General features: G+C 30.9%; 21 protein-coding genes and 1 tRNA gene. 10 read left to right on the top strand and 12 right to left on the bottom strand.

What is annotated here, in order from left to right:
- The 9 genes from AC3VJB_RS12860 to AC3VJB_RS12820 all read right to left on the bottom strand — a co-directional run bounded on the left by AC3VJB_RS12860 (position 1) and on the right by AC3VJB_RS12820 (position 11,724).
- Entirely contained in the window at positions 1-1,851 is a 1,851-nt protein-coding gene (locus AC3VJB_RS12860; protein WP_497667223.1) for a M1 family metallopeptidase, read from the bottom strand.
- 1 nt (position 1,852) lies between these two features.
- Complete coding sequence (locus AC3VJB_RS12855) at positions 1,853-2,257, bottom strand: hypothetical protein (RefSeq protein WP_159488801.1); 405 nt, start codon at positions 2,255-2,257, stop codon at positions 1,853-1,855.
- 67 nt (positions 2,258-2,324) lie between these two features.
- Positions 2,325-3,944 (bottom strand): S8 family serine peptidase, encoded by a 1,620-nt coding sequence (locus tag AC3VJB_RS12850; protein WP_159488799.1) that lies wholly within the window; start codon positions 3,942-3,944, stop codon positions 2,325-2,327.
- Between the two features lie 10 nt (positions 3,945-3,954).
- Positions 3,955-4,800, bottom strand: a complete 846-nt coding sequence (locus tag AC3VJB_RS12845; RefSeq protein ID WP_047788132.1) for an MBL fold metallo-hydrolase — start codon at positions 4,798-4,800, stop codon at positions 3,955-3,957.
- A gap of 56 nt (positions 4,801-4,856) precedes the next feature.
- A complete protein-coding gene (locus AC3VJB_RS12840) occupies positions 4,857-6,509 on the bottom strand; it encodes a S8 family serine peptidase (RefSeq protein ID WP_159488797.1) in 1,653 nt (550 codons plus the stop codon).
- 97 nt (positions 6,510-6,606) lie between these two features.
- Positions 6,607-6,777, bottom strand: a complete 171-nt coding sequence (locus AC3VJB_RS12835) for a hypothetical protein (protein ID WP_159488795.1) — start codon at positions 6,775-6,777, stop codon at positions 6,607-6,609.
- Between the two features lie 101 nt (positions 6,778-6,878).
- Positions 6,879-8,588, bottom strand: coding sequence for a helix-turn-helix domain-containing protein (locus AC3VJB_RS12830; RefSeq protein ID WP_497667222.1), 1,710 nt, complete (start codon positions 8,586-8,588; stop codon positions 6,879-6,881).
- A gap of 104 nt (positions 8,589-8,692) precedes the next feature.
- A complete protein-coding gene (locus AC3VJB_RS12825) occupies positions 8,693-9,508 on the bottom strand; it encodes a thiopeptide-type bacteriocin biosynthesis protein (RefSeq protein ID WP_159488791.1) in 816 nt (271 codons plus the stop codon).
- Positions 9,509-9,513: 5 nt separating this feature from the next.
- Positions 9,514-11,724, bottom strand: a complete 2,211-nt coding sequence (locus tag AC3VJB_RS12820) for a lantibiotic dehydratase family protein (protein WP_159488789.1) — start codon at positions 11,722-11,724, stop codon at positions 9,514-9,516.
- A 286-nt stretch (positions 11,725-12,010) separates the two neighbouring features.
- On the opposite strand from AC3VJB_RS12820, the gene AC3VJB_RS12815 reads away from it, so the two are divergent.
- The 6 genes from AC3VJB_RS12815 (at position 12,011) to AC3VJB_RS12790 (ending at position 17,260) form a co-directional block, all read left to right on the top strand.
- Positions 12,011-13,174, top strand: a complete 1,164-nt coding sequence (locus tag AC3VJB_RS12815; RefSeq protein WP_159488787.1) for an HlyD family secretion protein — start codon at positions 12,011-12,013, stop codon at positions 13,172-13,174.
- A gap of 99 nt (positions 13,175-13,273) precedes the next feature.
- Complete coding sequence (locus AC3VJB_RS12810; protein WP_167712557.1) at positions 13,274-13,582, top strand: DNA-binding protein; 309 nt, start codon at positions 13,274-13,276, stop codon at positions 13,580-13,582.
- Between the two features lie 172 nt (positions 13,583-13,754).
- Positions 13,755-13,931 (top strand): hypothetical protein, encoded by a 177-nt coding sequence (locus AC3VJB_RS12805; RefSeq protein ID WP_159488783.1) that lies wholly within the window; start codon positions 13,755-13,757, stop codon positions 13,929-13,931.
- 20 nt (positions 13,932-13,951) lie between these two features.
- The gene (locus tag AC3VJB_RS12800; RefSeq protein WP_159488781.1) at positions 13,952-14,122 is read left to right on the top strand and encodes a hypothetical protein; all 171 of its coding nucleotides are present in this window, start codon (positions 13,952-13,954) and stop codon (positions 14,120-14,122) included.
- 196 nt (positions 14,123-14,318) lie between these two features.
- Positions 14,319-14,876, top strand: coding sequence for a CPBP family glutamic-type intramembrane protease (locus AC3VJB_RS12795; protein ID WP_159509223.1), 558 nt, complete (start codon positions 14,319-14,321; stop codon positions 14,874-14,876).
- Between the two features lie 203 nt (positions 14,877-15,079).
- On the top strand, positions 15,080-17,260 hold the full coding sequence (locus AC3VJB_RS12790) for a peptidase domain-containing ABC transporter (protein WP_159488775.1): 2,181 nt from the start codon (positions 15,080-15,082) through the stop codon (positions 17,258-17,260).
- Positions 17,261-17,271: 11 nt separating this feature from the next.
- Here AC3VJB_RS12790 and AC3VJB_RS12785 read toward each other — a convergent pair.
- The 3 genes from AC3VJB_RS12785 to AC3VJB_RS12775 form a co-directional block, all read right to left on the bottom strand.
- Positions 17,272-17,342: transfer RNA gene (locus AC3VJB_RS12785), tRNA-Cys, on the bottom strand.
- Positions 17,343-17,397: 55 nt separating this feature from the next.
- Positions 17,398-17,760: a dihydroneopterin aldolase gene (folB, locus tag AC3VJB_RS12780; RefSeq protein ID WP_159488773.1), complete on the bottom strand. Its 363-nt coding sequence runs from the start codon at positions 17,758-17,760 to the stop codon at positions 17,398-17,400.
- A 96-nt stretch (positions 17,761-17,856) separates the two neighbouring features.
- Positions 17,857-20,682: a VPS10 domain-containing protein gene (locus AC3VJB_RS12775; RefSeq protein WP_497667221.1), complete on the bottom strand. Its 2,826-nt coding sequence runs from the start codon at positions 20,680-20,682 to the stop codon at positions 17,857-17,859.
- Between the two features lie 142 nt (positions 20,683-20,824).
- Between AC3VJB_RS12775 and AC3VJB_RS12770 the strand changes: the two genes are divergently transcribed.
- The 4 genes from AC3VJB_RS12770 to AC3VJB_RS12755 all read left to right on the top strand — a co-directional run bounded on the left by AC3VJB_RS12770 (position 20,825) and on the right by AC3VJB_RS12755 (position 24,940).
- The gene (locus AC3VJB_RS12770; RefSeq protein WP_073182409.1) at positions 20,825-21,712 is read left to right on the top strand and encodes a RimK family alpha-L-glutamate ligase; all 888 of its coding nucleotides are present in this window, start codon (positions 20,825-20,827) and stop codon (positions 21,710-21,712) included.
- On the top strand, positions 21,693-22,658 hold the full coding sequence (locus AC3VJB_RS12765) for a succinylglutamate desuccinylase/aspartoacylase family protein (RefSeq protein WP_073182408.1): 966 nt from the start codon (positions 21,693-21,695) through the stop codon (positions 22,656-22,658). The genes AC3VJB_RS12770 and AC3VJB_RS12765 overlap by 20 nt, the downstream gene beginning before the upstream one ends.
- Before the next feature lie 166 nt (positions 22,659-22,824).
- Positions 22,825-24,138: a DEAD/DEAH box helicase gene (locus tag AC3VJB_RS12760; protein ID WP_073182407.1), complete on the top strand. Its 1,314-nt coding sequence runs from the start codon at positions 22,825-22,827 to the stop codon at positions 24,136-24,138.
- A 217-nt stretch (positions 24,139-24,355) separates the two neighbouring features.
- Positions 24,356-24,940 carry a Crp/Fnr family transcriptional regulator gene (locus tag AC3VJB_RS12755; protein ID WP_073182406.1) on the top strand — a complete coding sequence of 195 codons (585 nt, stop codon included), beginning with the start codon at positions 24,356-24,358 and terminating at the stop codon, positions 24,938-24,940.
- Positions 24,941-24,985: the final 45 nt, after the last annotated feature.

The following is a 24,985-nucleotide window of genomic DNA, read 5'->3' as shown; positions in this document are numbered from 1 at the left end:
TTACTTTCCGAACGAATTGTTTTCTTGATTTACATCTGCCATTAGTTTTGATGGATCAATTTCAACTGATTTCACCTCTTTTTTTGTTGTAAAAGTGTATGTTGGATGTGCAAAAGTCCAATCTGTAATAACTGTAGCATTGGTTGGTTTTTCTCCACGCATCATACGTAACGGAATATTAAATGATTCTTTTGAGCCGTCTGTGTACGTTACCTCAACATCAATAGGCATTGGCATTTGACCAATACGTTCTAAGGTAATTTCTTTTCCGTTTACTGATTTTATTCCGTAATCGATAGTATGTGTTGTTTGCGTCCATTCATTTAAATACCAGTCTAACTGAAGTCCTGAAACTTTTTCAGCTGTACGTTTAATGTCATTTGGTGTTGGATGCTTAAAAGAAAAGTCTTCAAAATATTTCTTTAGTGTTTTTGCTACATTTTCTTTTCCAATAATATATTCTAATTGAGATAAGAAAATGTTTCCTTTTGAATAACTCGCAACTCCATACGCTGTATTTGTATGATACCTATCAGCATGTGTTGTTAAAGGTTCTTCAATATTATTTTTTACCACGTAATTATACCCTCGGTAAGATCCAGCATGTGGATTTTCTTTTCCTTCTCCTAAAATTTCATTCTCTGCTTTGTTTGAAATATAAGTGGTGAATCCTTCATCCATCCAAGGATGTTTACTTTCGTTAGTTGCTAACAAGAATTGAAACCAAGTATGTGCTAATTCGTGTGCTGTTACTCCAAATAAGCTTCCCCATTTACGTTGTCCTGTAATTAAGGTACACATTGCATATTCCATACCTCCATCTCCTCCTTGAATAACTGAATATTGCTTGTATGGATACTGACCTATGTGCTCACTAAAATATTTCATTAATTCAGCAGTTTTAGGTTGTAATTTTTTCCAGTTCTCTAGATATTCAGCGTCTAATGTTTTTTTGTAAAGGAAATGTAAATCGATTCCATTATCCATCTTATAAGTATCGTGAATAAACTCTGGATCTGCTCCCCAAGTAAAATCGTGTACGTTTGGCGCAGTGAATTTCCATGTTAATTTATCACCTGACGGAAGGTTTAATGGTTTTGTTTTGTCTTCGTAACCATGACCAACCTCTTGAGGGTTTTGCACATATCCAGTTCCTCCAACTACATAATTTTTATCAATATGAAGTGTTACATCAAAATTACCCCAAACTCCATGGAATTCTCTTCCTAAGTATGGTGGTGTATGCCAACCTTCAAAATCATATTCAGCCATTTTAGGATACCATTGTGTCATAGATAAGGCAACTCCTTCAGCACTGTTACGACCCGAACGACGGATTTGTTTTGGTACTTGCGCATCAAAAATCATATCGAACGTTACACTTTCTCCTGGTTGAATTGGTTTATTTAATGTAACTTCTAAAATGGTTCCAACAGTTTCGTGTTTTACTACCGAACCATTTTGTTTTAAAGAATTTACTTTAATGTATCCTATTTCTGAAGGTGATAATTTACTAATACGATCTCCTACTCTTCTATCTGGATCTTGAATATTTCTTGAACGAACATCCATTTGTGAGTTTGGTTGAAATGCATTGAAATATAAATGATAGAATACTTTATTTAATGCATCAGGCGAATTGTTTGTATACACCAATTTTTGTGTTCCTTTATATTGATATGTTTTAACATCCATATCAATATCCATAGTATAATCAACATGTTGCTGCCAATACCCTTGGCTAGATCGCTTGTGTACTTTTGTCTTTGTTTCGGTTTTGTTTTTTGCACTATTTACGGTAGCACAAGAAATAACCGGTAACAATAAAAGGCTTAAGATTATTTTCTTCATATTAAACTGGTTTAATCCCCATTGAGGTTAGTGTTTTCTTAAAATCGCTTAGTTCTTTTTCATTTTTTAACACTGGAAAACTACGTCTTTTTCCATTATGTAATTTTAGAAAAATTCGTTCTCTTCCGTAGGCTTTTCTTGTTTCTATTCCTTCAATTTCATTAAGATGATATTTAGATTTCCATGATCTTTTTATCACGTAATAAAATATTACTACTACAGAAACTACTGCAAGTAAAAACATAAAAACAAAAAGAGTTTCATTGTTTTCATAACTCATTAAATACAACTGAACTCCCATATTAATTCCATTAATTAACATTAAAGAGATAATTAACCATGAATGCATTGGCACTTCATCTTTAATTGTTAATTCCTGTGTTTTTTTGTTGAATTCTAGTTGCATGTGTTTTCCTATAACAAAAAAAGAGCATCAAAAAATAATGCTCTTTTTTAGCTTGTTTATACTGGTTTTATTTTCTTCCGTTTACCATCCTATCAGCCATTCTAACTGCATTGTATGCATTTACAACACGTCCTGATACTGATAGTTCTGAGAAAGGTACCATCTCATCTCTAGTTCCTGGTTTAACAACCTCTAAATCTATTTTAGTTCCAGAGTTCATTAAAATGTGCTTTACTTGACTTGCTGTTAATTCAGGATAGTAAGAACGTACTAATGCTGCAACTCCTGCTGCTGCTGGAGAAGCCATTGAAGTTCCACTAATTGATTCATAAGTATCATCTGGAAAAGTGGAGTAAATTTTCACACCTGGAGCAAATACGTCTACATTCTTTTTACCATAATTAGAGAAGTTTGCTGGTAATGTTTTATCATAATTAGCACTCATTGCTCCAATTGTTAATACATTGTCTGCAATTTCATTCTCTAAATCTGGTGCATCATTAGGGAAAGTTTTCTCTACGTCTATATTTTTACCGTCATTTCCTGCTGCATTTACGATTAATACATCTTTAGACTCTGCATATTTTATTGCATCGTAAACCCACTCTTTGTTTGGTGAAAAAGCCTTTCCAAAACTTGTATTAATTACTTTCGCTCCATTATCAACTGCATAACGAATACCCAAGGCAACATCCTTATCGTACTCATCTCCTTCAGAAACTGAACGTACAGCCATGATTTTTACATTGGCAACCCCGTTCATTCCTTTATCGTTGTTTCTTGTTGCTCCAATAATACCTGAAACGTGAGAACCATGCGCTTCATCTTTTTCAGAATGTCCTGTATTACCATTTCCGTATCCTGGTTTATCATTAATATCATACGCATCATCTCCAACTACTGTACGGTAATTTATTTTTAGGTTATCTCCTTTAATTGTTTTCTTGGCTTTCTCTAATAAACTTGTTATTTCTTTTTTAGCCTTAGATAAAGACAGTCCAAAACCATTCATTCTTTTAGCTGTTTCTATAGCTAAGAGTAAATTAGAGTCAGATGTATTAATTGCTTCAATTTCTTCAATAGTGTAATCTGATTTATCAAAATATTTCGTTAACTCTTCATCTGACTTACTAACCGCTGCTAAGATCTGACTATAACGTTGCTCATTAGCTTTTGCCTCCTTAATTTTTTCTGCTTGATAAGATTTTACTTCTGCTAGGGTTTCAGCATCTGCAACTTCTGGTCTCATTAGAATACGCTCGTATTCTAAGTGCTCTTTGTAAGAATCTCCTAAAAAGTTCCATCCATTAATATCATCAACATATCCATTTTTATCATTATCTATTCCATCTCCAGGTATTTCCTTGGTATTTACCCAAGCTACATCAACTAAATCCTCATGTTTTAAATCAGTTCCAGAATCAACGACACCAACTACAACTTCTACATGCTTTTTCCCTTTTAAAAACTCATAGGCTTTATTTACACTCATTCCTGGAATAGTATCTGTAGCCAAGTCTAAATGCTGCCAGTTTTCTTGCTCATAGTCTGTTAATTCAGCTTTTTTCGCTGGAATGTTCACTACGGTATTACTTCCTGCTGGCACAGGGATTTTGCTTACTGTTTTACAACTAGCCAAGGTAGCCACTGCAATTGCCGAGTAAAATACGGGCTTTAAAACTCTCATAATCTCTATCTTAATTAAAAATATCTGTAAACTTAAATGTTTCCTTTAAACGAACTCCTTTTTCTGTATGCTTTACGGTTATTACTTCGTTGTAAGCGTCATGTTCTAAAAACAGGTAAAATTCTTTATCTGCTGCTTCGTTTAAAAAAGCTTCTTTCTCTTTTAAGGTAAGTAGTGGCCTTGTATCGTACCCCATAACATAAGGCAAAGGAATATGACCCGCTGTTGGTAGTAAATCTGCCATAAACACCAATGTTTTTCCTTGATATTCTATTTTCGGTAGCATTTGTTTTTCGGTATGTCCATCTTTGAACAACACATCAAACCCAACATAATCTTTTGCGTTTAGATGCAAAAAGTTTAGTTGTCCGCTTTCTTCAATTGGTAAGATGTTTTCTTTTAAAAAAGATGCTTTTTCTCTCGCATTTGGGTGTACTGCCCAATCCCAATGACGTTGATTACTCCAAAAACGTGCGTTTTTAAAAGCTGGTTCATACCCCGTTCTATCTTTGTTCCATTGAATTGCTCCTCCACAATGATCGAAATGTAAATGTGTTAAAAACACGTCGGTAATATCATCTCTATGGAAACCATGTTTTGCTAAAGAAGTATCTAATGAAAAGTCTCCATATAAATAATAATATCCAAAAAACTTATCGGACTGCTTATTACCAATTCCTGTATCAATTAGCGTTAAACGATCACCATCTTCAATCAACATACAACGCATGCCCATTGAAATCATGTTGTTTTCATCGGCAGGATTTGTCTTTTGCCAAATTGTTTTCGGAACTACGCCAAACATAGCGCCTCCGTCTAATTTAAAGTTTCCTGTTTCTATCGGATAAATTCGCATAACTACAAAGATGCAGAATTTTAGCGAATTAATTTGTTAAGGAAAACAAAAAGTACCTAGTTTCTAGAAATGCTATCTGCCATAATTAAAGCATTGTAAGCGTTTAAAACTTTTCCTGATTTTGATAATTGATTAAAAGGTGTTGTTTTATTTTTATCTTCTTTTGTTGGTGTACTCACTTCAAAAGTATACTCCAAACCAGAATCCATTAAAATATGCTTTATCTGAGAGGCTGTTAAGTTAGGATAGTACGAATATATTAATGCTGCTACACCTGATGTAATCGCGGCAGATAAAGAAGTCCCATTATCCATTTTATATTTATTATTCGGTACAGCTGTATATATTTCCTGCCCTGGGGCAAATAAATCTACATCTATGTTTCCATAATTTGTATCCCTATATAAAAACTTTTTGCCTAACTTTTTTGATATAGCTCCAACTAGCACAAAATTATCACTTATTTCTTTACCATTATCAATATTATCGTTTGGATAGTAATCATTTACAATGTTTAAATTGAATTTAGAATTTCCTGCAGAAGATATGATTAAAACATTATTCTTTTCAGCATATTTAAAAGCACTAAAAACCCATTCAGTATGAAGCGAAAACTCTTTTCCAAAACTCATATTAATAACTTTTGCTCCATTATCAACAGCATAACGGATAGCCAGTGCTATATCTTTATCGTGTTCATCTCCAAAAGGAGATATACAAACAGGCATTATTTTTAGTTTTTTATTCTTAAAGTTAGCTATAACACCCGCTAATTCTGTTCCATGCTCAAATAAATTGATGTTTTTATTCACAAACTTATTACCATAGCTAAAATCATTAATATCATCTGGATTATCCTTTGTTATTTTTCTATCATTAAAGCTTAAATTCAATAACTTTTTAACCCTTTCTTCCGCATTAAGCTTATAATTATTTATATAGTTTTGTGTAAATCCATATTTAATAAAGTTTGTTCTTATTAATATTACTCTTTGCAATTCTTTGTTATCTGGAAATGCTTCTTTTAAACTATCTAAATCTTTTAAAGTATAGTCTCTATTTAAAAAATATTTAGCCAATTCTTTTTTAACATTAAACATACTGGTAGACAACATATTTGCATATTCTATGTCCTCTTTGGCATATTCTACCCTTTCTTTATATTTTTTTTGTGCTCTTATGAAAGTTTCATACAAAATAGAATCTTTAGAACCTACTTCTTCAGCCTTCTTTTCTTTAAAAAAAGAATCATACTTTTTTAAAAAACGAGTGAACTCATAACTCGTAAAGCTATTATTTTCTCCATTCATATTACCTAGAAAATTCCACCCATTAACATCATCAATATACCCATTATCATCATCATCAATACCATTATTAGGAGTTTCTTTTACATTTTCCCAGATAATATCTTCTAATACCTCATGGTTAATATCTATCTCAGAATCTAGGAATGCTATAACCACATCTTCTCCTTCTCTGTTTTTAAGTAAGCTGTCATTTGCTCTATAAAGACTAATCCCTGGCACTGTATCAAACTCTATATCTTTAGCATACCAACTTCTTAACTCTTCTTCTGAAAAAACCTCTCTTTTTTCAGATTGATCAATTAAGTTTGGAGACAGTTTTAATTTAGAATATTTTTTTTTGTAGTCACACCTAATAAATAAAATTATAATGGTAGAAAAAAGAAGAATGTTTTTAAGCATATTTAATGTTTAGAAGTTATAAAATGAGTTAGTAATTTACTAACCCATTTTATTTAATTTAAAAAAATATAAAAGCATTTGCCTATTTATATAATTATCATCTTGCCTCTTGGTCTTTTTCTTTAACAAAAACAGCAGATGCTAGATAACATTTATTTCCTTTTCCTGTTTCTCCTCCATCAGTCCCATCGTTTCCTCCTAAAATTTTTGATGGGTTTTTCAATTTTAAAACAGTAAATTTTTCTAGAGTTAATTTTTGTTTTTTCATTATATCTTAATTTTTCGGTTAAGCAAATGAAACATTTTCTTTTCAAAAAAACACCCTCTTTTTAGAAAAAAATACCGATATTTATAAATATCGATTGATTCTTATCTTTTATTTTCTCTTGTTTCTAATTCTTTCAAAAAATAAGAAGGTTTAATACCTTTTGACTTATAAAATGCTTTAGAAAAAGACTCTGCATTATTAAACCCTGCTTCATCTGCAATAGCTTTAATTGTAAATTTCCTAAGAACCTTATCTTCTTTTAACTTATCAACTATATATTCAATTCTTAAATTATTTAAATAGTTTGAAAAAGATTCATTTTTAAAATGATTGATAATTTTTGACAAGTAATTTGTATTTGTATTTAACTCTTTCGCCAAAGAGCTTAGTGTTATATTTTTAACGACATACTTTTTTTCCCTTTCGAAAAGGGATAAATCGCCTAATACTTTATCTATTGTTTCTTTAGGAATATTTAATTTTATTTCTGTTGCCTCAGTTGCCTCTGTTGCCTCTGTTGCCTCTGTTACCTCTGTTCTTTTAAGAATTCCCTCAAATCTATCTTTATATATCTTTCTTTTTTTATTCTGAACTATTACAATAATAATTAACACAAGAGTCGCTAATAATAATACCCCAAAAAACACTATAGATTTCTTCTCTTTATTCTTTAATTGAGAAATTAGTTTTTCTTTTTTTGAAATAAGGTTTGGTATATCATATTCTTTAATTAAGCTTTTATTTATGAAAAGCTCATTAGAATGAAGAATACTATCTAGTTTTATAAGTTGATTTGTATAACCGATTTGTGCCTTTAAATCATCATTTTTTTGTGCATGCTCAATCAAAAAATAATATGTGCTTCTCAAAACAGGCAGAAGATCGTATGTTTTTCTGAAAATAGAATCTACTCGTTTAAAACTTTCTACTGCCTCTGTAGTTTTACCTAATTTTTCATATGACTTTCCTAAAAAATAATATGATTCAGAAGTATTCGGTAAATCTCCTTTAATTTTGAAAAACTTAGATGCTTTAGTTAAACTATCAATGGACAACTTATATTGTTTTTTATGGTAATGTGTAATACCTTGACTTAAAGTAAAAAAAACAATACCTTCTCTTTCTTTTAATTTCAGAGCTTCATCTACTCCTAATTTATTATAATAAAAGGCTGAGTCTAAATTTGGTATATAATTGTATGTATCTGCTATTGCATAAATAGATTGAAGGTACTCTTTGTTAAGTTTTCCCTTTAAATACTTACTTGTTAGTTTTAGGTTTTTTTTATGAATACTCAGAGCCTCTTTATACTCCCCTATTCTATTTTTTACCAAGCCTATATTGTATTCCAGTAAACACCCTAATATTGGGAACTTATCATAATCTGCATACTCCTTAGCCAGCATGTAATTTTTTAACTCCCTCCTAAAGTCTCTTTTATTGTAAAAAAACTCTCCTTTTCTCATGTAAGCAGATGCTGTGAAAGCCTTATAATTATTATTCTTCAAACTTATTGATAGTATACTATCTAAATAAATTAAAGATTTGTCGTTATTATATAGTGTGCTTGCAAGTTCATAGGCAAGAAGTAGCTGAATCTCATTTTCTTCTTTTTTAGCTTTTTTTATCCAGTAACTCAAATAAAGTTTACTTTTTTTTAAACTTCGCTCATTATTATAAATATCCAACAACTCATCAAAGCTTTTACTTGAAAGTGTATCAACATTACTTTGTCCAAAAGAACTTATAGATAAGAATAAAAAGAAAAATAGTACAATATGTTTTTTATGTGTATTCAATTTATTTTTCATGTGTATATTTTTATTGTTTTTCAACGGTCACATGTAAACTTTGATGTTTAAAATGAATTCCGCTGTATGTTTAATGATGATTTTAAACATGTTGGTTTCATTGCTTAATAATTTCTTTTACATTTCTTATACAAAAAATCATATACTATCATTTCATACATTCGTTGCTTACTTTTAAATATTCTATTTACAGACATATGAATCAAGCTTCCAACTAAATCTTCTATAGAAACCAATAGTTTTTTCTCTGCTGCTTTGGTTTTAAAAACATTTATGAGTTGTTTTTGTGAGGTACTCAATACAACTGGCTCTATGTTTAAAGGAGCTTCACTTACCTCACTGTACATCACATTCATTTCTTTTTTCATCTTCTTATCAGCATTAAATTCTCTTTGAAATTGATTTTTATATCGTTCTAGAAACAACAACTCTTCATGTTTTGAAAAGTTGAAAGTGTTTATAATTTGCTCTAGGTATTTAAGTGTGTAAATAAACCTGTCCTTATCATCAATCGTTTGTTCAATAAGACCTAAAACTGTTTCACTATCTCTGTAAAAAAAAGTTTCTGCATCGGCAATCGTGTTTTTCCCATAACGTTCCAATTCTCTTTTATAGGTTCCTAATTGAATATCCCAAACTTGTTTGGTTTCAATAAAAGACGCTATATATTTTTGAAATTCTAAAACAACACTCCCTATATTTTCTGTTTCATTTAAATGAAAACGGATTCGTAAATGGTTGTCAGGATCGGTGTAACGAATGAAAAACCATTTATTTATAAGTTTCTTTTCAAAAAGAATTTCTACTAAAGGTTTTACACATTGTAACAACACATTCTCCGCTACTTCTTTTCCACAATATACTTTGTAGTACACCCACTTTTCTCCTGGAAAAAAATTTCTTTTTATTACAACTTCCATTTTCATCAATTAGTTTTATTGTTATAAAAAGATACTACAAATTGATTGCAAAAAGACGTCCCTTCTCTCTTTACAAGCTCATCATCAACAAATAAGAACTCTTCTAATACAAAGTTCTTTTTTCTTTTAACTGCATTGTATAACATTTGAACCGCTGTCTTATTTTCTAAATAAATAAGTAGTCTGTTGTCTCCTTCAACTAACTCAACATAATTGGGTAATTGCAGTTCCTTTTTCCAATTGACCATTTGTTTAAAAAAGTCTTTGCTTTTTAATATTTCTCCTAATTTATCGGTTTCAAGGTTCCATCTAGTTTTAGAAAAAATAATATCTTTATATACTACTCTTGGTAAAAAAGGTAGGTTCAAAAAAGTTGCATTCCAACTAAATCCTATACTAGCTCTTTTATTTTGAGTTTGTAATTCGCACAAAAAATGATAAATCGGCAATGTACTATTGCTATAATTATGAGCATTCCCTAATCTTGGAATTACTTCTTTATTTAATTTTTTAGAAAAAAGTTTAATCTCATCGTTTTTAACAGTAACTAAAATATCACTTAGTGGAATTTCTCTTTCTTTAGCTACATTGGATTTTCCTAAATAAGGAATTTCATAGTCTCTAAAATTAGGACGCTGTAAGATATTTCCTGTTCTAGCCTCTGGCAAATGGACTATTTCAGCTATGACTTTATCCTTTTCAATATTTTTTTCGGTTTCAGCTATATTATTTATGTGTTGTGACAAGCCTTCGCTACCGTGACCAAACCTACCTAATAAATTTATAGCACTACTACCTGCAGTTCCTTTTATAAACAGTTTTTCTTCACCTGAACTCTTAAACACTTCTATAATTGACGAAAACGTGTCGGGCAAATCGTCCCATCTTTCTTCTATACTTTCAAAATCTTGCTCCGTTAATTTAATTGTAGTTTTTCCTTCAGTCAGTACCTCAAATAACTTCTCTTGTAAAATACTATCTACATCTCTCCAAACTATATGTTTATATCTTTTCTTTTTGGGAGTGTTTACAATTTTATCTAAAAAAGGAGTGTTGTTTTCTTCTTTTTTTCCATAACCAATACCTGTTTCAACATCTAACACTAAACTTAACGGCAACCATTCACTTTCGTAACGTTTTGTATAAGCTCTTTTAAAATCTTCTAACCTTCCACTTGTAGAACGCAATGTCATTTTATTAAAAATCCTTAACGCTTTGTATAGATTGCTTTTATGTTTTCTGTTTAGTTTATTTTGAGTTGTTTTTGAAAAAGTATCCGTTTGGAATAAATACTTGACACCCTTTTTTGGGGTAACCTGTTTGCTTAGTTCCTCAATTTTTTTATATCTAGATGCTGAGTTTCCTAAAGAATCATCTATCTTATTTAAATGATTTGATAATTCCATAAGTTTGTTTTTAAGTTCTTCATTCTCAGAAATCTCAGAAACTTTTTTTATTAAATTAGAAAAGTAATCGCTTCCTGTAACAGTAACTTCAAGTTCAGACACCAAAATCTGATGCTCAATTAACTCTTCTATAAACCCTTTTGCTTCTATTAATTCAATATCATCGCTAACAAGCACTTTTGCTAACGCTGCAATTGTGTTTCCTTCTTTTGCAGCTTCAAGCACATCTTTCAAATAGGTAGAAAACTTAATTCCTTCAATTGAATACGCTCTTTTTTTGTTTTGTATTACATACTCAACATATCTGTAATGTTCTCCTACTTTATATAAGCTTGAATTCGGAAAAAACAGTAATTGTTTTCTAATTTCATCTTTCTTTATCAACTCTAAAGATAACTCTGCTAAAAAAGTGGTATCAAAACGAGTTATTCTTTTATAGTCCTCTATTGCTGCTAATTGAATTGATGTTTTATCACTAAAACTTCCTTGAGAACAAGAAGCAAATAAACCAAAAGGAGTACAACGAGTAGTTATTCTTGTAAAATATTTTAAAATTGTTAGTTCTAAGCTTTCTTTTTTCTTCTTGTCAAGAATTTCTTGATTTTCCCATTTTTGAATTTGCACTACCAATTCAGGAGAAGCTAAAAATAAAGCCTCTCTAAAAATTTTGTTTTGTAACAAGTTTCTAAAATCCGTTTCTAAAACCCCTTCTCTTTCTATTAAACTTTTATAATCAGAAAGAGAAAATAACGGAGTTCTTAAACAATAAGAATCAAAAATTTGATATGGTATTTTCTTCTTTTGAGTCAATTTTTAGTGTCTTTATCCTTGCAAATGTAGTTATTATTAAGACAAGCTCATAAAACAGTTAAATCCTTAAAAAACAGATACAAGCTAACAAAATTATAACTCGAAATTTATAAATAACGTCCATTTTTTTATAAATCTCGCTATATATGGATTTTTTACTGCATTTATTTTGCGTTGGTTTGTAGTGTATTCGTAGACAGGGAAAGTTATACGTGAAAAAGAAAAACCACCCCTTTATTTTTACTTTTTGTTCTCATAAATAAAGGGGTTTTATTTTAAAAAAGTTATGAGCAAACAAATATTTCCTAAAGAAATTATTGAAAACAGTACCGAAGTGCATCAGTTTAAGCACACCAACAAAAGTAAAATTATTTATAGTGTCTTTTTAGTAGCTTTAATAATTACTATAGCTTCTTTACCTTTTATTAAAATAACTATTTACAATACTTCACAAGGGTTGATACGCCCCGATAAAGAACGAATTTCTTTACAAAACAGCACTAATGGTAAAGTTATTTTCCATCAACTTAAAAATAATCAAGAAATACATGAAGGAGATACCTTATTACTGGTAAACAATTTAGCTATTACTCAAAAAATTGAAAACATTGAAAGTCAGACGCATGAAATTAAAGCTTTTATTGAAGATTTAGAGTTTTTATCTAAAAGCAAAAAACAAGTAACCCAAATACAATCATCAAAGTATCAACAAGAATATAATTTTTACCAACAAAAATTAAATGAGTTACGTACTCGCTTTAAAAAACTAAAAGATGATTATAAACGGAATCAACAATTATTTAAAAAAGGAGTTATTGCTAAAGTTGAATTAAACAATAGTCAATTAGAATATGATTTGGCGCTGAATGCTATTTATCAATATAAAAAGCAACAGTCGAGTACTTGGCAATCACAATTGGTAGACTATCAAAATCAATTAAAAGAGCTAAAAAACAATCATACTCAACTACAAGAGAGTACTAATTTATCAATCATAAAAGCTCCTGTTTCGGGTACTTTATTAAATGTGAAAGGAATTGAAAAAGGAAGTTTTATTCCTTCTGGTACTCAACTTGCTGAAATATCTCCAAAATCTGATTTGATTGTTGAGTGTTTTATAAGCCCAAGTGATATTGGATTGCTAAAAAAAGAAAACAAGGTAAATTTTCAAGTAAGTGCCTTTAATTATAACCAGTGGGGGTTAGCAACAGGAAACATACTAGAAGTAGGAAACGACATACAAATAGTGAACGATACGCCCATGTTTAGAGTAGCATGTTCTTTAAACCAACGTTTTTTAACGTTAAAAAATGGTTTTAAAGGTCAGCTAAAAAAAGGGATGTTGGTAAATGCTCGTTTTGAACTCACAGAACGTTCATTATTTGACTTATTATATGATAAAATAGATGATTGGTTGAATCCTAGTACTCAATTATTACATAACAATTAATAACATATCAGTTCGAGTAATTTTTGTTGGTTGAACGAAGTCGAAACCACCAAAAAATGTATTAAGAACTCACTAAAACATATAGAAAAAGGAAGAAGTATGAAAAACTTAAAAACATTAGAACGCTTACAGCAACTGCATAATTTAATTACAAACGAGAATACAGGAACTCCTAAAGAATTGGCTAACTTATTACAAATTAGCCAACGTTCGGTTCATTTATTAGTAGAACAATTAAAAGATTACAATGCAAATATCTGTTATAGCAGAAGTAGAAAAACTTATTACTATTGTGATGATTTTGATTTACAAGTATCTATCTCAGTAAATGTATTAACGAACAATGAGGTAACCCAAATATTTGGGGGTAGTTACTTTTTACAAAATAACTTGCACATTGCAAGTTAGTTGCAGTGAACGAAACTATACTTGTAGCATCAAAACAAACAAGAATAGGTGCACATATTTGGGTTAGTTTTGATATGGATTGTGATTTTTTATGTTATCCCTATTACTAGGTGATTAAGCGTAGTCGAAACCACAACCAAAAATCAAATATTAATTAAAAAATTTTATTTTTATGAAAAATTTAGAAAGTCTTGGGGTTCAGGAGATAAACACTAAAAGCGAATTATTAGATATAAATGGAGGTTGGTTTTACTCTTGGGAAGAGTTCACTAGGGCAGTTGACACAACAACTTCCTTAGTCCATGGTTTTTTTGACGCAGTAAATGGCGTAGAACATCATCAAGTATAATTAAAATAAAAACTATAAAAATGAATCTTAAAAATTTAACTACAGAAGAATTGCTAACTATTGATGGAGGCAATCAAGATGCTTATGATGCTGGGTATGCAGCTGGTCAACATGTAAGGGCTGCAGCCGAAACAGTAGGAAATATAATATCTTGGTGTGCTGATATAATTGATAAAGTTGTACCTGGATAGACAAGCTAACCTATTGAAAAAACATTAACACTTTTAAAGTGTTAATGTTTTTTAATTTAAATTATTAAAGTTGTATAAGAGTATAATTAAATTTTTATCTAGACCTGATTTCAGTAAAGTAGATATACATGTCAAGAATAAATTAAAAAATATCTTAAAAGTATATTTGTTTTATTTTTTATTAATATTAATAATAATGGGAATTGCTTTTTATATTTTCAATATTAAAGAGCAGAACTTAGTTGTAGAAAAAACAAAAAAGTGGAGCATTTTCAAAATTCTTTTATATGGTGTTTTTCTTGTGCCTATGCTTGAAGAATTAATGTTTCGACTTTCTATGGTTTATAAAAAAAATAACTTTTTAGTTTCCATTTTTATTTGTTCTTTTTTTTTAACCTCAGTTCTTTTTTTTAATCAAAACCTTTTAGATTTTTCAAAAAACCTACTAGAAAGGTTAATGTTTTCTTCTATTATTACATTTTTTGGATATTCTTTAATTAGCAAGTATAATCAAAAAATACGTTTTTTTTGGAGAAATAAATTTCCGTTTATATTTTATTTTTTTACTATGGCGTTTGCTTTCATGCATTTTTCTAATATTACTGAAATTCTTAACCCATATATAGTTCCTATTCTAATTTTACCGCAAATCTTAAGCGGTATATTGATAGGATTTTTTAGGGTAAAATACGGGTTTACATATGGATTACTCTTTCATTGCTTAAATAATTTTGTTATAATGGTTATTTTTTAATAGTGGTGGCGCGGATTTACAATTCGTGCATATATATTAAAATAAGTCTCTCTTACGAAAGCATCACACTTGTGCCTTTACATTTTTTAAAATATACATTAACAAAACAAGTAATAGCTTTTTTAGAACGGCATATAAATTCCACCCCCTGCAATCAAATTGCGCTAAACATACCTTTCTTTGCCTCTCTAAACTGAAAAAGAATGGCAAAAATTACCATAAAACAACACGATATTACCGACTGTGGTGCCGCTTGTTTGGCATCTATCTCAGCACATTATAAGTTACAACTTCCTATTGCGCGTATACGTCAATATGCAGGTACCGATAAAAAAGGAACTAATGTATTAGGCCTTATAGAAGCTGCTGAAAAACTAGGCTTTGAAGCCAAAGGAGTACGTGGTGAACTCGATAGTTTGTTTAAAATACCTAAACCAACCATAGCCCATGTAATTGTTAGAGAACAGTTACAGCATTATGTGGTTATTTACGAAGTTACCAAAGAGTACATAAAAATTATGGATCCAGGTGATGGGAAAATCCATAAAAAAACACATGAGGCCTTTTTAAAAGAATGGACAGGTATTTTGGTCTTACTCCTACCTAAAGAAGAGTTTTCAGCAGGTAATGAAAAGGTGTCTGTAATCAAACGTTTTTGGTTTTTACTAAAGCCTCACAAGTTTGTTTTGTTACAAGCTTTAATAGGTGCTGTTATTTATACCCTCTTAGGTTTTTCAACATCCATATACATACAAAAAATTACAGATTATGTATTGGTAGGCGGTAATACTAAGTTATTGAACTTACTCAGTATTATAATGCTTGCGCTACTAGCTGTACAAATAATTATCGGGGTGTATAAAGATGTATTTTTAATAAAAACAGGGCAACAAATTGATGCTCGATTAATTTTAGGCTACTACAAACATTTATTAAAACTACCTCAACAGTTTTTTGATACCATGCGAGTAGGAGAAATTATTTCTCGTATTAATGATGCTGTAAAAATTAGAACTTTTATCAACGGAGTGTCGCTAAGTTTAACAGTAAACATTCTTATTTTGTTTTTCTCTTTTGGGTTGATGTTCATGTATCACTGGAAATTAGCGTTAATTATGTTGTTGGTAATTCCTTTCTATTTAACAGTATATTTCATCATTAATAAACTAAACAAGAAAACAGAACGTAAAATAATGGAACGTTCTGCTGATTTAGAAAGTCAGTTAGTAGAGTCTTTAAACTCAGTAGGCACCATAAAGCGTTTTGGTTTAGAAAGTTTTGCCAATATAAAAACAGAAACACGTTTTATAAGTTTATTACACATAGGTTACAAATCGGCTTTAAACTCAGTTTTTTCTGGAACCTCAACTACTTTTATCGCACAGTTGTTTACTATAGTTTTATTATGGAGTGGGTCTTATTTTGTAATTGAAAGGCAAATAACTGCTGGTGAATTAATGTCTTTTTACGCTATTATTGGCTACTTTATGAATCCTGTTGCTAGCTTGATAGGTGCTAATAAACAAATACAAAATGCTTTAATTGCTGCAGATCGTTTGTTTGAAATTATGGATTTAGAGCGTGAAGAAAACACAGAAAAAGTAGTTCTTACAAAAGAAAAAATAGGAGATATTGAGTTTAAAAATGTAGCTTTTCGTTACGGAACAAGAGTACAAGTTTTTACAGATTTTAATTTAAAAATTAAAAAAGGGAATATTACCGCCATTGTTGGTGAAAGTGGCTCAGGAAAATCAACCTTAATTTCACTATTACAAAATTTATATCCTATTCAAAAAGGACATATTACACTGGGAGATTTAGACTTAAAATATATTCAACATGAAAGTCTACGGGAGTTAGTAAGTGTAGTTCCTCAAAAAATAGATTTATTTGCAGGAAATGTAGTTGACAATATTGCTGTTGGTTATTTTGCTCCAAACATGGAACTAATTATTGAAATTTGTAAATCTATAGGTATTTTAGAGTTCATTGAAGGTTTACCTAATGGTTTTAACACCTATTTAGGAGAAAACGGAGCTACTTTATCTGGAGGTCAAAAACAACGAATAGCAATCGCTAGAGCTTTGTACAAACAACCTGAAATACTCGTTTTAGATGAAGCTACCTCATCTTTAGATTCTACTTCAGAAAACTATATTCAAAAAGCTGTAGAAAGGCTACGTCAAGAGAACAAAACTATTATCATTATTGCTCATAGATTAAGTACTGTAATTAATGCTGATGAAATTGTAGTTTTAAATAAAGGAAACGTTTTAGAGCAAGGAAACCATAAAGAACTATATGCTTCTAAAGGAAAATATTACAATTTGTGGCAGCAACAAATGCCCCAAATAGAATTAAACAAAAAAGCTCATCAAATTTGATGAGCTTTTTGAGGTGTCGAGCGGATTCGAACCGCTGTAGATGGTGTTGCAGACCACTGCCTAGCCACTCGGCCACGACACCTTATATTGATAAGGACTGCAAATTTACAGCTTTTATCTTTTTTTGCAAGCTTTTTTTACTTTTTACGCACATCTGATAAAACAATTGCTACCTCAGCAACGTTCCCTCCAATGGGTGGGTTAATTTTTGCTACGCTAACCTCCGCTTCATCAACAAGTTGTATTTCTTTAAAAATTCTACTTAAAATTCGTTGAGCAACATGCTCTAATAATTTAGAACGAATCGCCATTTCTTCTTTTACAATTTGATTCAAATGCACATAATCTACCGTATCAACCAAATTATCTGTTTTTGCAGATGTTTGTAAATCAGCTTTTACTTCAATATCAACTCTATATTCCGAACCGATTCTTGCTTCTTCATCTAAGCATCCGTGATTTGTAAAAACACGAATGTCGTTTACACGTATTATTCCCATACCGCAAAAATAGTAATGTTTCTTTATTAAGTTGTGTAAATTTTATTTCAAAAAAAGAGAAAAACAGTTTTGTTTTTCTCTTTTATAATCTCTTTGTTAAAGAACTTCAAATGTTTGACTTAACTCACCCACTGTTACTTTATATTTCCCTTTAGGTAAATAATACTTGTTATTCTTTGCTTTTTTTACCTTAGCTTCTTTGTTTTTCTTTAAGTACTTTTTTCTTCCTTTTTCAGAAAAAGAAACATCGTACACTACTTCATTAAATCCTTTTGTTGCTTTAGCCTTTATAGTATTTACCAAAACTTTACCCGAATATATTTCTAACACAACTTCTTTATCTGCATTTACATAAAAAGGAATTGTGATTTTTGGTGTATTTGGTTCTAACCATTTACTCCAAGAACTACCCCAAGATTTTCTTTTCTTAATATCCTTCATACTGAAAATAGCTTCTTTGTTATCAAATTCTTGTAAAGAAGTAATATTCGCTTTGTACAAACTACGCCCATGCGTTCCTACTAATAAATGTTTTGCTTTAGGTTGAATTACTAAATCGTGTACTGCAACATTTGGCAATCCGTTGCTAAAAGCTTCCCATGTTGAACCTTGATTGAAAGAAACATACAATCCGTTGTCAGTTCCTAAGTATAGGACATTCTCTTTTTTAGGATCTTCCTTAATCACATTTACCGCAGAAGCTGGAATATTACTACTTATATTTTTCCATGTTTTTCCATAGTCATCAGACATGTATACATACGGTGTAAAATCATCAAAACGATATCCGTTTAACGTAACATATACACGCTCTTTTTTATATTTTGAAGCTATTACACGACTTACCCATAAATTTTGGGGTAAAGAATTAGAGGTTTTCTCCCAATTTCCTCCTCCGTTTTTAGTTACTTGTACCAATCCATCATCAGAACCTACGTAGATTAACCCAAATTGGAATGGGCTTTCAGAAATAGTAGTTAACGTTCCGTAAGCTACATTTCCTTCCTTTTCTCCTTTGGTTAAATCTCCAGAAATTTCTTCCCAATCATCACCTTTATTTAAAGAACGGTGTAACTTATTTCCTCCTAAATATAAAATATCTTGATTGTGTTTTGATAGCTGAATAGGAGTTTGCCAATTGAATCGATATGCTGGTTTATCTTTTTTTGGTTTCGGCTGAATATAGGTTTGCTTTCCTGTTGCTCTATCAATTCGATAATAGTTTCCAAATTGATACCCTGTATACACAATATTCGGATTTCTGTCATCAACTGCAACTTGCATTCCGTCACCTCCCATTAAACTTTCGTAAGGATTTTGTCCTGTTTGATGCCAGCTTTTGTCAATTTTTGCATTGTGGTTTCCTACCCAAACTCCGTTGTCTTGTAATCCTCCATATACCTTGTACACTTCTTGATTATCAGCATATACAGTATAAAATTGCCCAACTGCTGGTTGGTTTAATTTAATCCAGCTTTCACCATCATCATATGAAATATTTAACCCACCATCGTTTCCATCAATTAGGTGTCCCTGTTTTTTAGGGTTCACCCATAATGCTTGATGATCGGCATGTACATTTTCTTTACTAATAGATGTAAATGTTTTTCCACCATCTTTCGACTTTAAAATTGGAACTCCCAATACATAGATTCCATTTTTGTCTTGAGGATCAACACGAATTTCTCCAAAATAATACCCATACGAATAGTATAAATCATCTAAATGCCCTTCATGTGTTTTTTTCCATGTTTTTCCTCCATCAGTAGTCTTAAAAACCTCCGCTCCTATTACTGGAGTATCAAATAACGCTGCATTTGCATCTTTTAAATAACCAATTAAATCACTTGGTTTCATTTCTCCCGGACTTGAGCGAATGATTTGCTTAATATTTTCCGCACGATATTTTTCTTGAAGACCATTCATTTTGATATATGAATTCAATTTTTTGTCTTTCATATTCAAAAGTTCATCTGCCGAAATTGATGCAAGCTCCTCTTTTGTTAAGGCTCCTGCTCCCTTCTCTTTCTTAGCAGGATCTTTTTTTCTTCGGAATTGACTATCGTGAAAAGCATATACCGTGTTTTGATCATATACTGCTAAACCAATTCTTCCTACTCCATCTCCATTGGGGAAACCATTGTTATCAGAAATTTTAGTCCATGTACTCCCAGCATCTGTTGATTTATAAATTGCAGAATTTTTTCCATCTCCATCAAAATTCCATGCTTTACGTTCACGCTCCCAAGCAGCAGCATATAAAATATTGAAGTTATTTGGTACAGGTTGAATATCTATAATTCCAGTATTTTCATCAATAAATAAGGTTTTTATCCAGGTTTTTCCTCCATCTGTAGTTTTAAAAATTCCTCTTTCATTGTTTGATGAATATAAATGTCCTATAGAACCTACTATTACTTCATCAGGATTTTTTGGATTGATTAAAATTCGTCCAATATGATGTGAATCGAGTAACCCAACGTTTGTCCAAGTTTTACCTTTATCGGTAGATTTTAAAATTCCGATTCCTGCATACGATGATCGAGAAGAATTATTTTCTCCTGTACCAACCCAAATTGTTCCATTTTTCCAATCTACAGCAATATCTCCTACGTTTTGTGTAGGAGAGTTGTCTAGAATTGGAGTAAAAGTTGTTCCGTTATTATCAGTATGCCATACTCCTCCTGAAGCATAACCTACATAAAACTCTGTAGTATTTGCTGGGTTTACATCAATATCCACTACACGCCCACTCATCACTGTAGGTCCTATATTTTTAAAGGGAATATTTTTTACTGTAGAAGTTAAAGTTAATGCTTCTTTTTGTTGTAAAGCTTGTTGTATTTTCTCTGCAGATGTAGGTTGCTGTGCAGCTACTGTAAACGGAAATAAAGCTATTAAAGCTTTGGCTAAGGTTCTCATTATAATTTGGTTTAGAAGAAGTGAAAATACTGTAAGCAAAAACTATTTCAAAAAAATTAACAGAATATTGAGAGACTTCTTTTTGAAGTTCTTGTCAAACAAAAAAATTAGTAGCTTTGTTTAACCTCAAAATTTTTAGGTTATGACTATTTTTATTCTTTCTGTTAGTGACCAGATTTATTCAACACAAAGAATATATAAAGAGGCAAGTCGTCGTGGACATAAAGTTGAAATTATAAACCATTTAAAATGTTTTATAAAACTTGGCGATGGTAAACCTGCTATTCTATACAACGGTAAAAATATTATTGATATTCCTGATGTTATTATTCCTCGAATAGGTGTTTCAGCCATGAAACATGGAACAACAGTTGTAAAAGAGTTTGAAATGAACGGAGTATATAGTACTGCTAGTTATTTAGGTATTGTTGATGCACAGAACAAAGCTCGTACTTTACAAATAATGAGTAGAAATGGACTTCCTATTCCGCAGACTGTTTTTTCTGTTGACGCTGAAAATATTGGTGAGCAAATAGATTTATTAGGTGGTTCTCCTGTAATTATTAAGCTACAAGAAGGAACACATGGCTCTGGAGTAATTTTAGCTGAAAGCAAAAAATCTGCGATGTCTATTATTGATACTATGCACGGAACAAATACCAGTATTTTACTACAAGAATTTATTCAGGAAAGTAACAGTGAAGATATTCGTGCTTTTATTGTAAATGGCAAAGTGGTATCTTCTATGAAACGTAAAGGGCTCGAGGGGGACTTTCGTTCTAACATTCATAAAGGAGGTAGCGGACACAAGGTTACATTAACTCCCGAAGAAGAAGAAATAGCTATTAAAGCAGCTCAACACTTAGAACTTCCTATTGCTGGCGTTGATATGATTCGATCAAAAAGAGGACCTCTATTAATTGAAGTCAACTCAACTCCTGGCTTACAAGGAATTGAATCCTACACCAAAGACAATATTGCTAAAGTTATTATTAAATTTTTAGAAGAAAATGTTCGAACAAAATTTTAAAAACGAAATCATAGAAATTCGTGGACAAAAAATTGGTTTAGGCGAATCTAAATTAATTAAGATTCCAATTGATAGGTTACCTACAGGTACTCTAATAGAAATTCCTGTGTATATTTTTAATGGTAATCAATTAGGTCCTACTATTCTACTACAGGGTGGTCTACACGGAGATGAAGTAAATAGTATTGAATTAGTCAGAAGAATGTTAATTGATAAATCGTACAAAATTCACCGAGGTTGTGTTATCGTGGTTCCTTTACTTAATGTGTTTGGCTTTTTAAATATGTCGAGAGACATGCATGGTAAAGATGTAAATCGTAGTTTCCCTGGTTCAAAAACGGGTTCTTTAGCTAGTAGAATGGCGTATTATTTAATGAAAGAAATTACCAATAATGTAGATTTTGCTATTGATTTTCATACGGGAGGTGAACAACGAAATAACTTCCCACAAATACGATACACTCCTGAAGATAAAAAAGGAGTTCAACTAGCCAATATTTTCAATGCTCCATTTATGTTTGGCTCTAAACTTATTCCGAAGTCTTTTAGAAATCAATGTTATAAAAATAATATTCCTGTAATTGTTTATGAAGGAGGAGAATCGTTACGGCTTGAAGAGCATGCTATTAAACAAGGTATTAACGGAACACTTCGTGTTTTAAAACATTTTAAAATGATAAGTGAAAATATAGAAATACCTAAAAACACTACTTCAATACACATTAATAAACATAAATGGGTTCGTGCTAAAGTAGCTGGCTTATTTACTTCTGTTGTTAACAATGGTAATCAAATAATAAAAGGACAAATATTAGGGTATATTATGGATACCTATGGAGAAACAAACTTTTCCGTAAAATCACCTTACGATGGCTATATCATTGCTAAAAATAATTTTCCAATCATTAATATGGGAGATGCTTTATTCCACATAGGGAAACCATAACAACTTTTCTTAATTGTTGTTTTTAGTTCTCTCATTAAATCAGTTATATTAATATAGAAGCATCTTAGGTAAGGCTTTTTTTATTTATAGCCGAAGCCCAATAAAATAGCAGTACCTTTGCTGGCTCATAGTAGTATTTTCTTTAAATACTACTGAAGAATTATATATGACATTTACATCGTTAGGTTTATCAAAAGCTTTAGTGAAAGCTGTAACCGAAAAAGGGTACGAAACTCCCTCTCCTATTCAAGAAAAAGCAATTCCCGTTATTTTAGAAGGTAAAGACGTATTAGCCTCTGCACAAACTGGAACCGGTAAAACAGCAGGGTTTACTTTGCCTATTTTACAAAACATATCAGAAAAAAAGAATCCGAAATACCGTCCAATTAAAGCATTAGTGCTAACTCCTACAAGAGAATTAGCAGCTCAAGTATATGATAATGTGCGCGAATATAGCACGCATTTAAACATTAAATCTACCGCTATTTTTGGTGGTGTAAAACCAAGTTCTCAAATAGCTACTCTTAAAAAAGGAATAGATATTTTAGTAGCTACTCCTGGTAGATTAATTGATTTACATGAACAAAATCAACTTTCTTTAAAACGTGTAGATGTTTTGGTTTTAGATGAAGCCGACAGAATGTTAGACATGGGGTTTTTACGAGATATTAAAAAAATCATCTCTTTTTTACCACAAAAACGTCAAAATTTATTGTTTTCGGCAACTTTTTCAAAAGAAATAAAAAAATTAGCACAAGGTATTTTACACAACCCGGTTTTAGTTGAAACAGCTCCTGAAAATACAACTGCCGAAAAAGTAAATCAGAAACTATACAAAGTTCCGAAGAGCAAGAAAACAGAATTGGTTGGTCAGTTAATTTCAAAAGGAAACTGGAGCCAGGTATTAATTTTTACTCGAACCAAGCACGGTGCTAATAGGTTGACTGAAAAACTAATTAAACGAGGAATTTCAGCAGCAGCTATACATGGTAACAAAAGTCAAGGAGCAAGAACCAAAGCTCTAAAAGGCTTTAAAGATAATTCTATCAGAGTACTGGTAGCTACCGATATTGCTGCTCGTGGATTAGACATTCCATTATTACCACACGTTATTAATTTTGAACTTCCCAATGTTCCTGAAGACTATGTACACAGAATTGGTAGAACAGGAAGAGCTGGTGCTAGTGGCGAAGCAATTTCTTTGGTCGCACAAGAGGAAGAAGCTTATTTAAAAAGTATTGAGAAGTTATTAGGGCAAAAAATAGCTATTTCTGAATTAGAAGGTTTTGATTTATCTACTATAAAAAATGAAATAACTACTGAGCGACCAAAGCAGCAATCTAGAAACAAACCGACTAAAAAAACACTTAAAACATCTTCTAATTCAAAGAAAAAAGTGTCAACAGAAAACACTAAAAAACATACTCCTAGAAAACGAAATAATCGTAATAGGAAAAATAATAACAAAACATCTCGTTAACAATTTTACTTCTTTAATTATTACGTTTTTTGAAGTTTCGTTACTAAAAAGCTTCTATGTTAATTCTTTGAAAAACTAAAGAAGTTATTAAAATATTAGATAAAAAGCCTATACCAGATTAGTTGAGTTAAAATCAATTATCAATACAATTTATTTCAAAGGATGCTGTAAAAAGCATCCTTTTTTATACTTTTAAGCTAAAAATTTATTTCCATAAATGGATGCTTCTAAAAAAGCTATTACACAGCACATACAAAACATTATAAATAATGAAGTCTTAAATATGTTAATTCCAGAAATTATTGACTGTTTTAAAGAGTTTTCCTTATCTAGAAATGATTTTTTTGTTAAAAAAGGAAACGTTTGTTCCTATTTTTGTTTTATAGAAAGTGGCATTTTACAACATGCTGTCTCGGTTTCAGGAGAAGAAAAGACCACTTATTTAGCTTTAAAAAATAGTTTTACCTCATCATTAAAAAGTTTTTTACAACAAACTCCTTCTCCTAAAAACATTAAAGCTTTGAGTGCCTGCAAGCTTTGGATTATTAACATAAGTGATTTTAAACATTTAATGAAACATAATAAGGCCTTTTATCAGTTTTATTACAACTTAGTCGAACATCAAATTTTTTTGATTGACGATTACCGCATTGATTTACTGACTTTAACTCCTGAAGAGCGTTATAAAAAACTACTCGTAAACGAACCTAAACTACTTCAAGAAGTTCCACTACATTATTTAGCTTCTTTTTTGGGAATTTCTACTCGCCATATGAGTAGAATTCGAAAAAACATAAATTAGCGCCAAATGGCTAATATTTGCATAGTTTCTTTCCGTATTTTTGAG

The sequence above is a fragment of the Tenacibaculum sp. TB-53 genome, from assembly GCF_059716285.2.
This window is presented reverse-complemented; position numbering and strand designations above follow the sequence as displayed.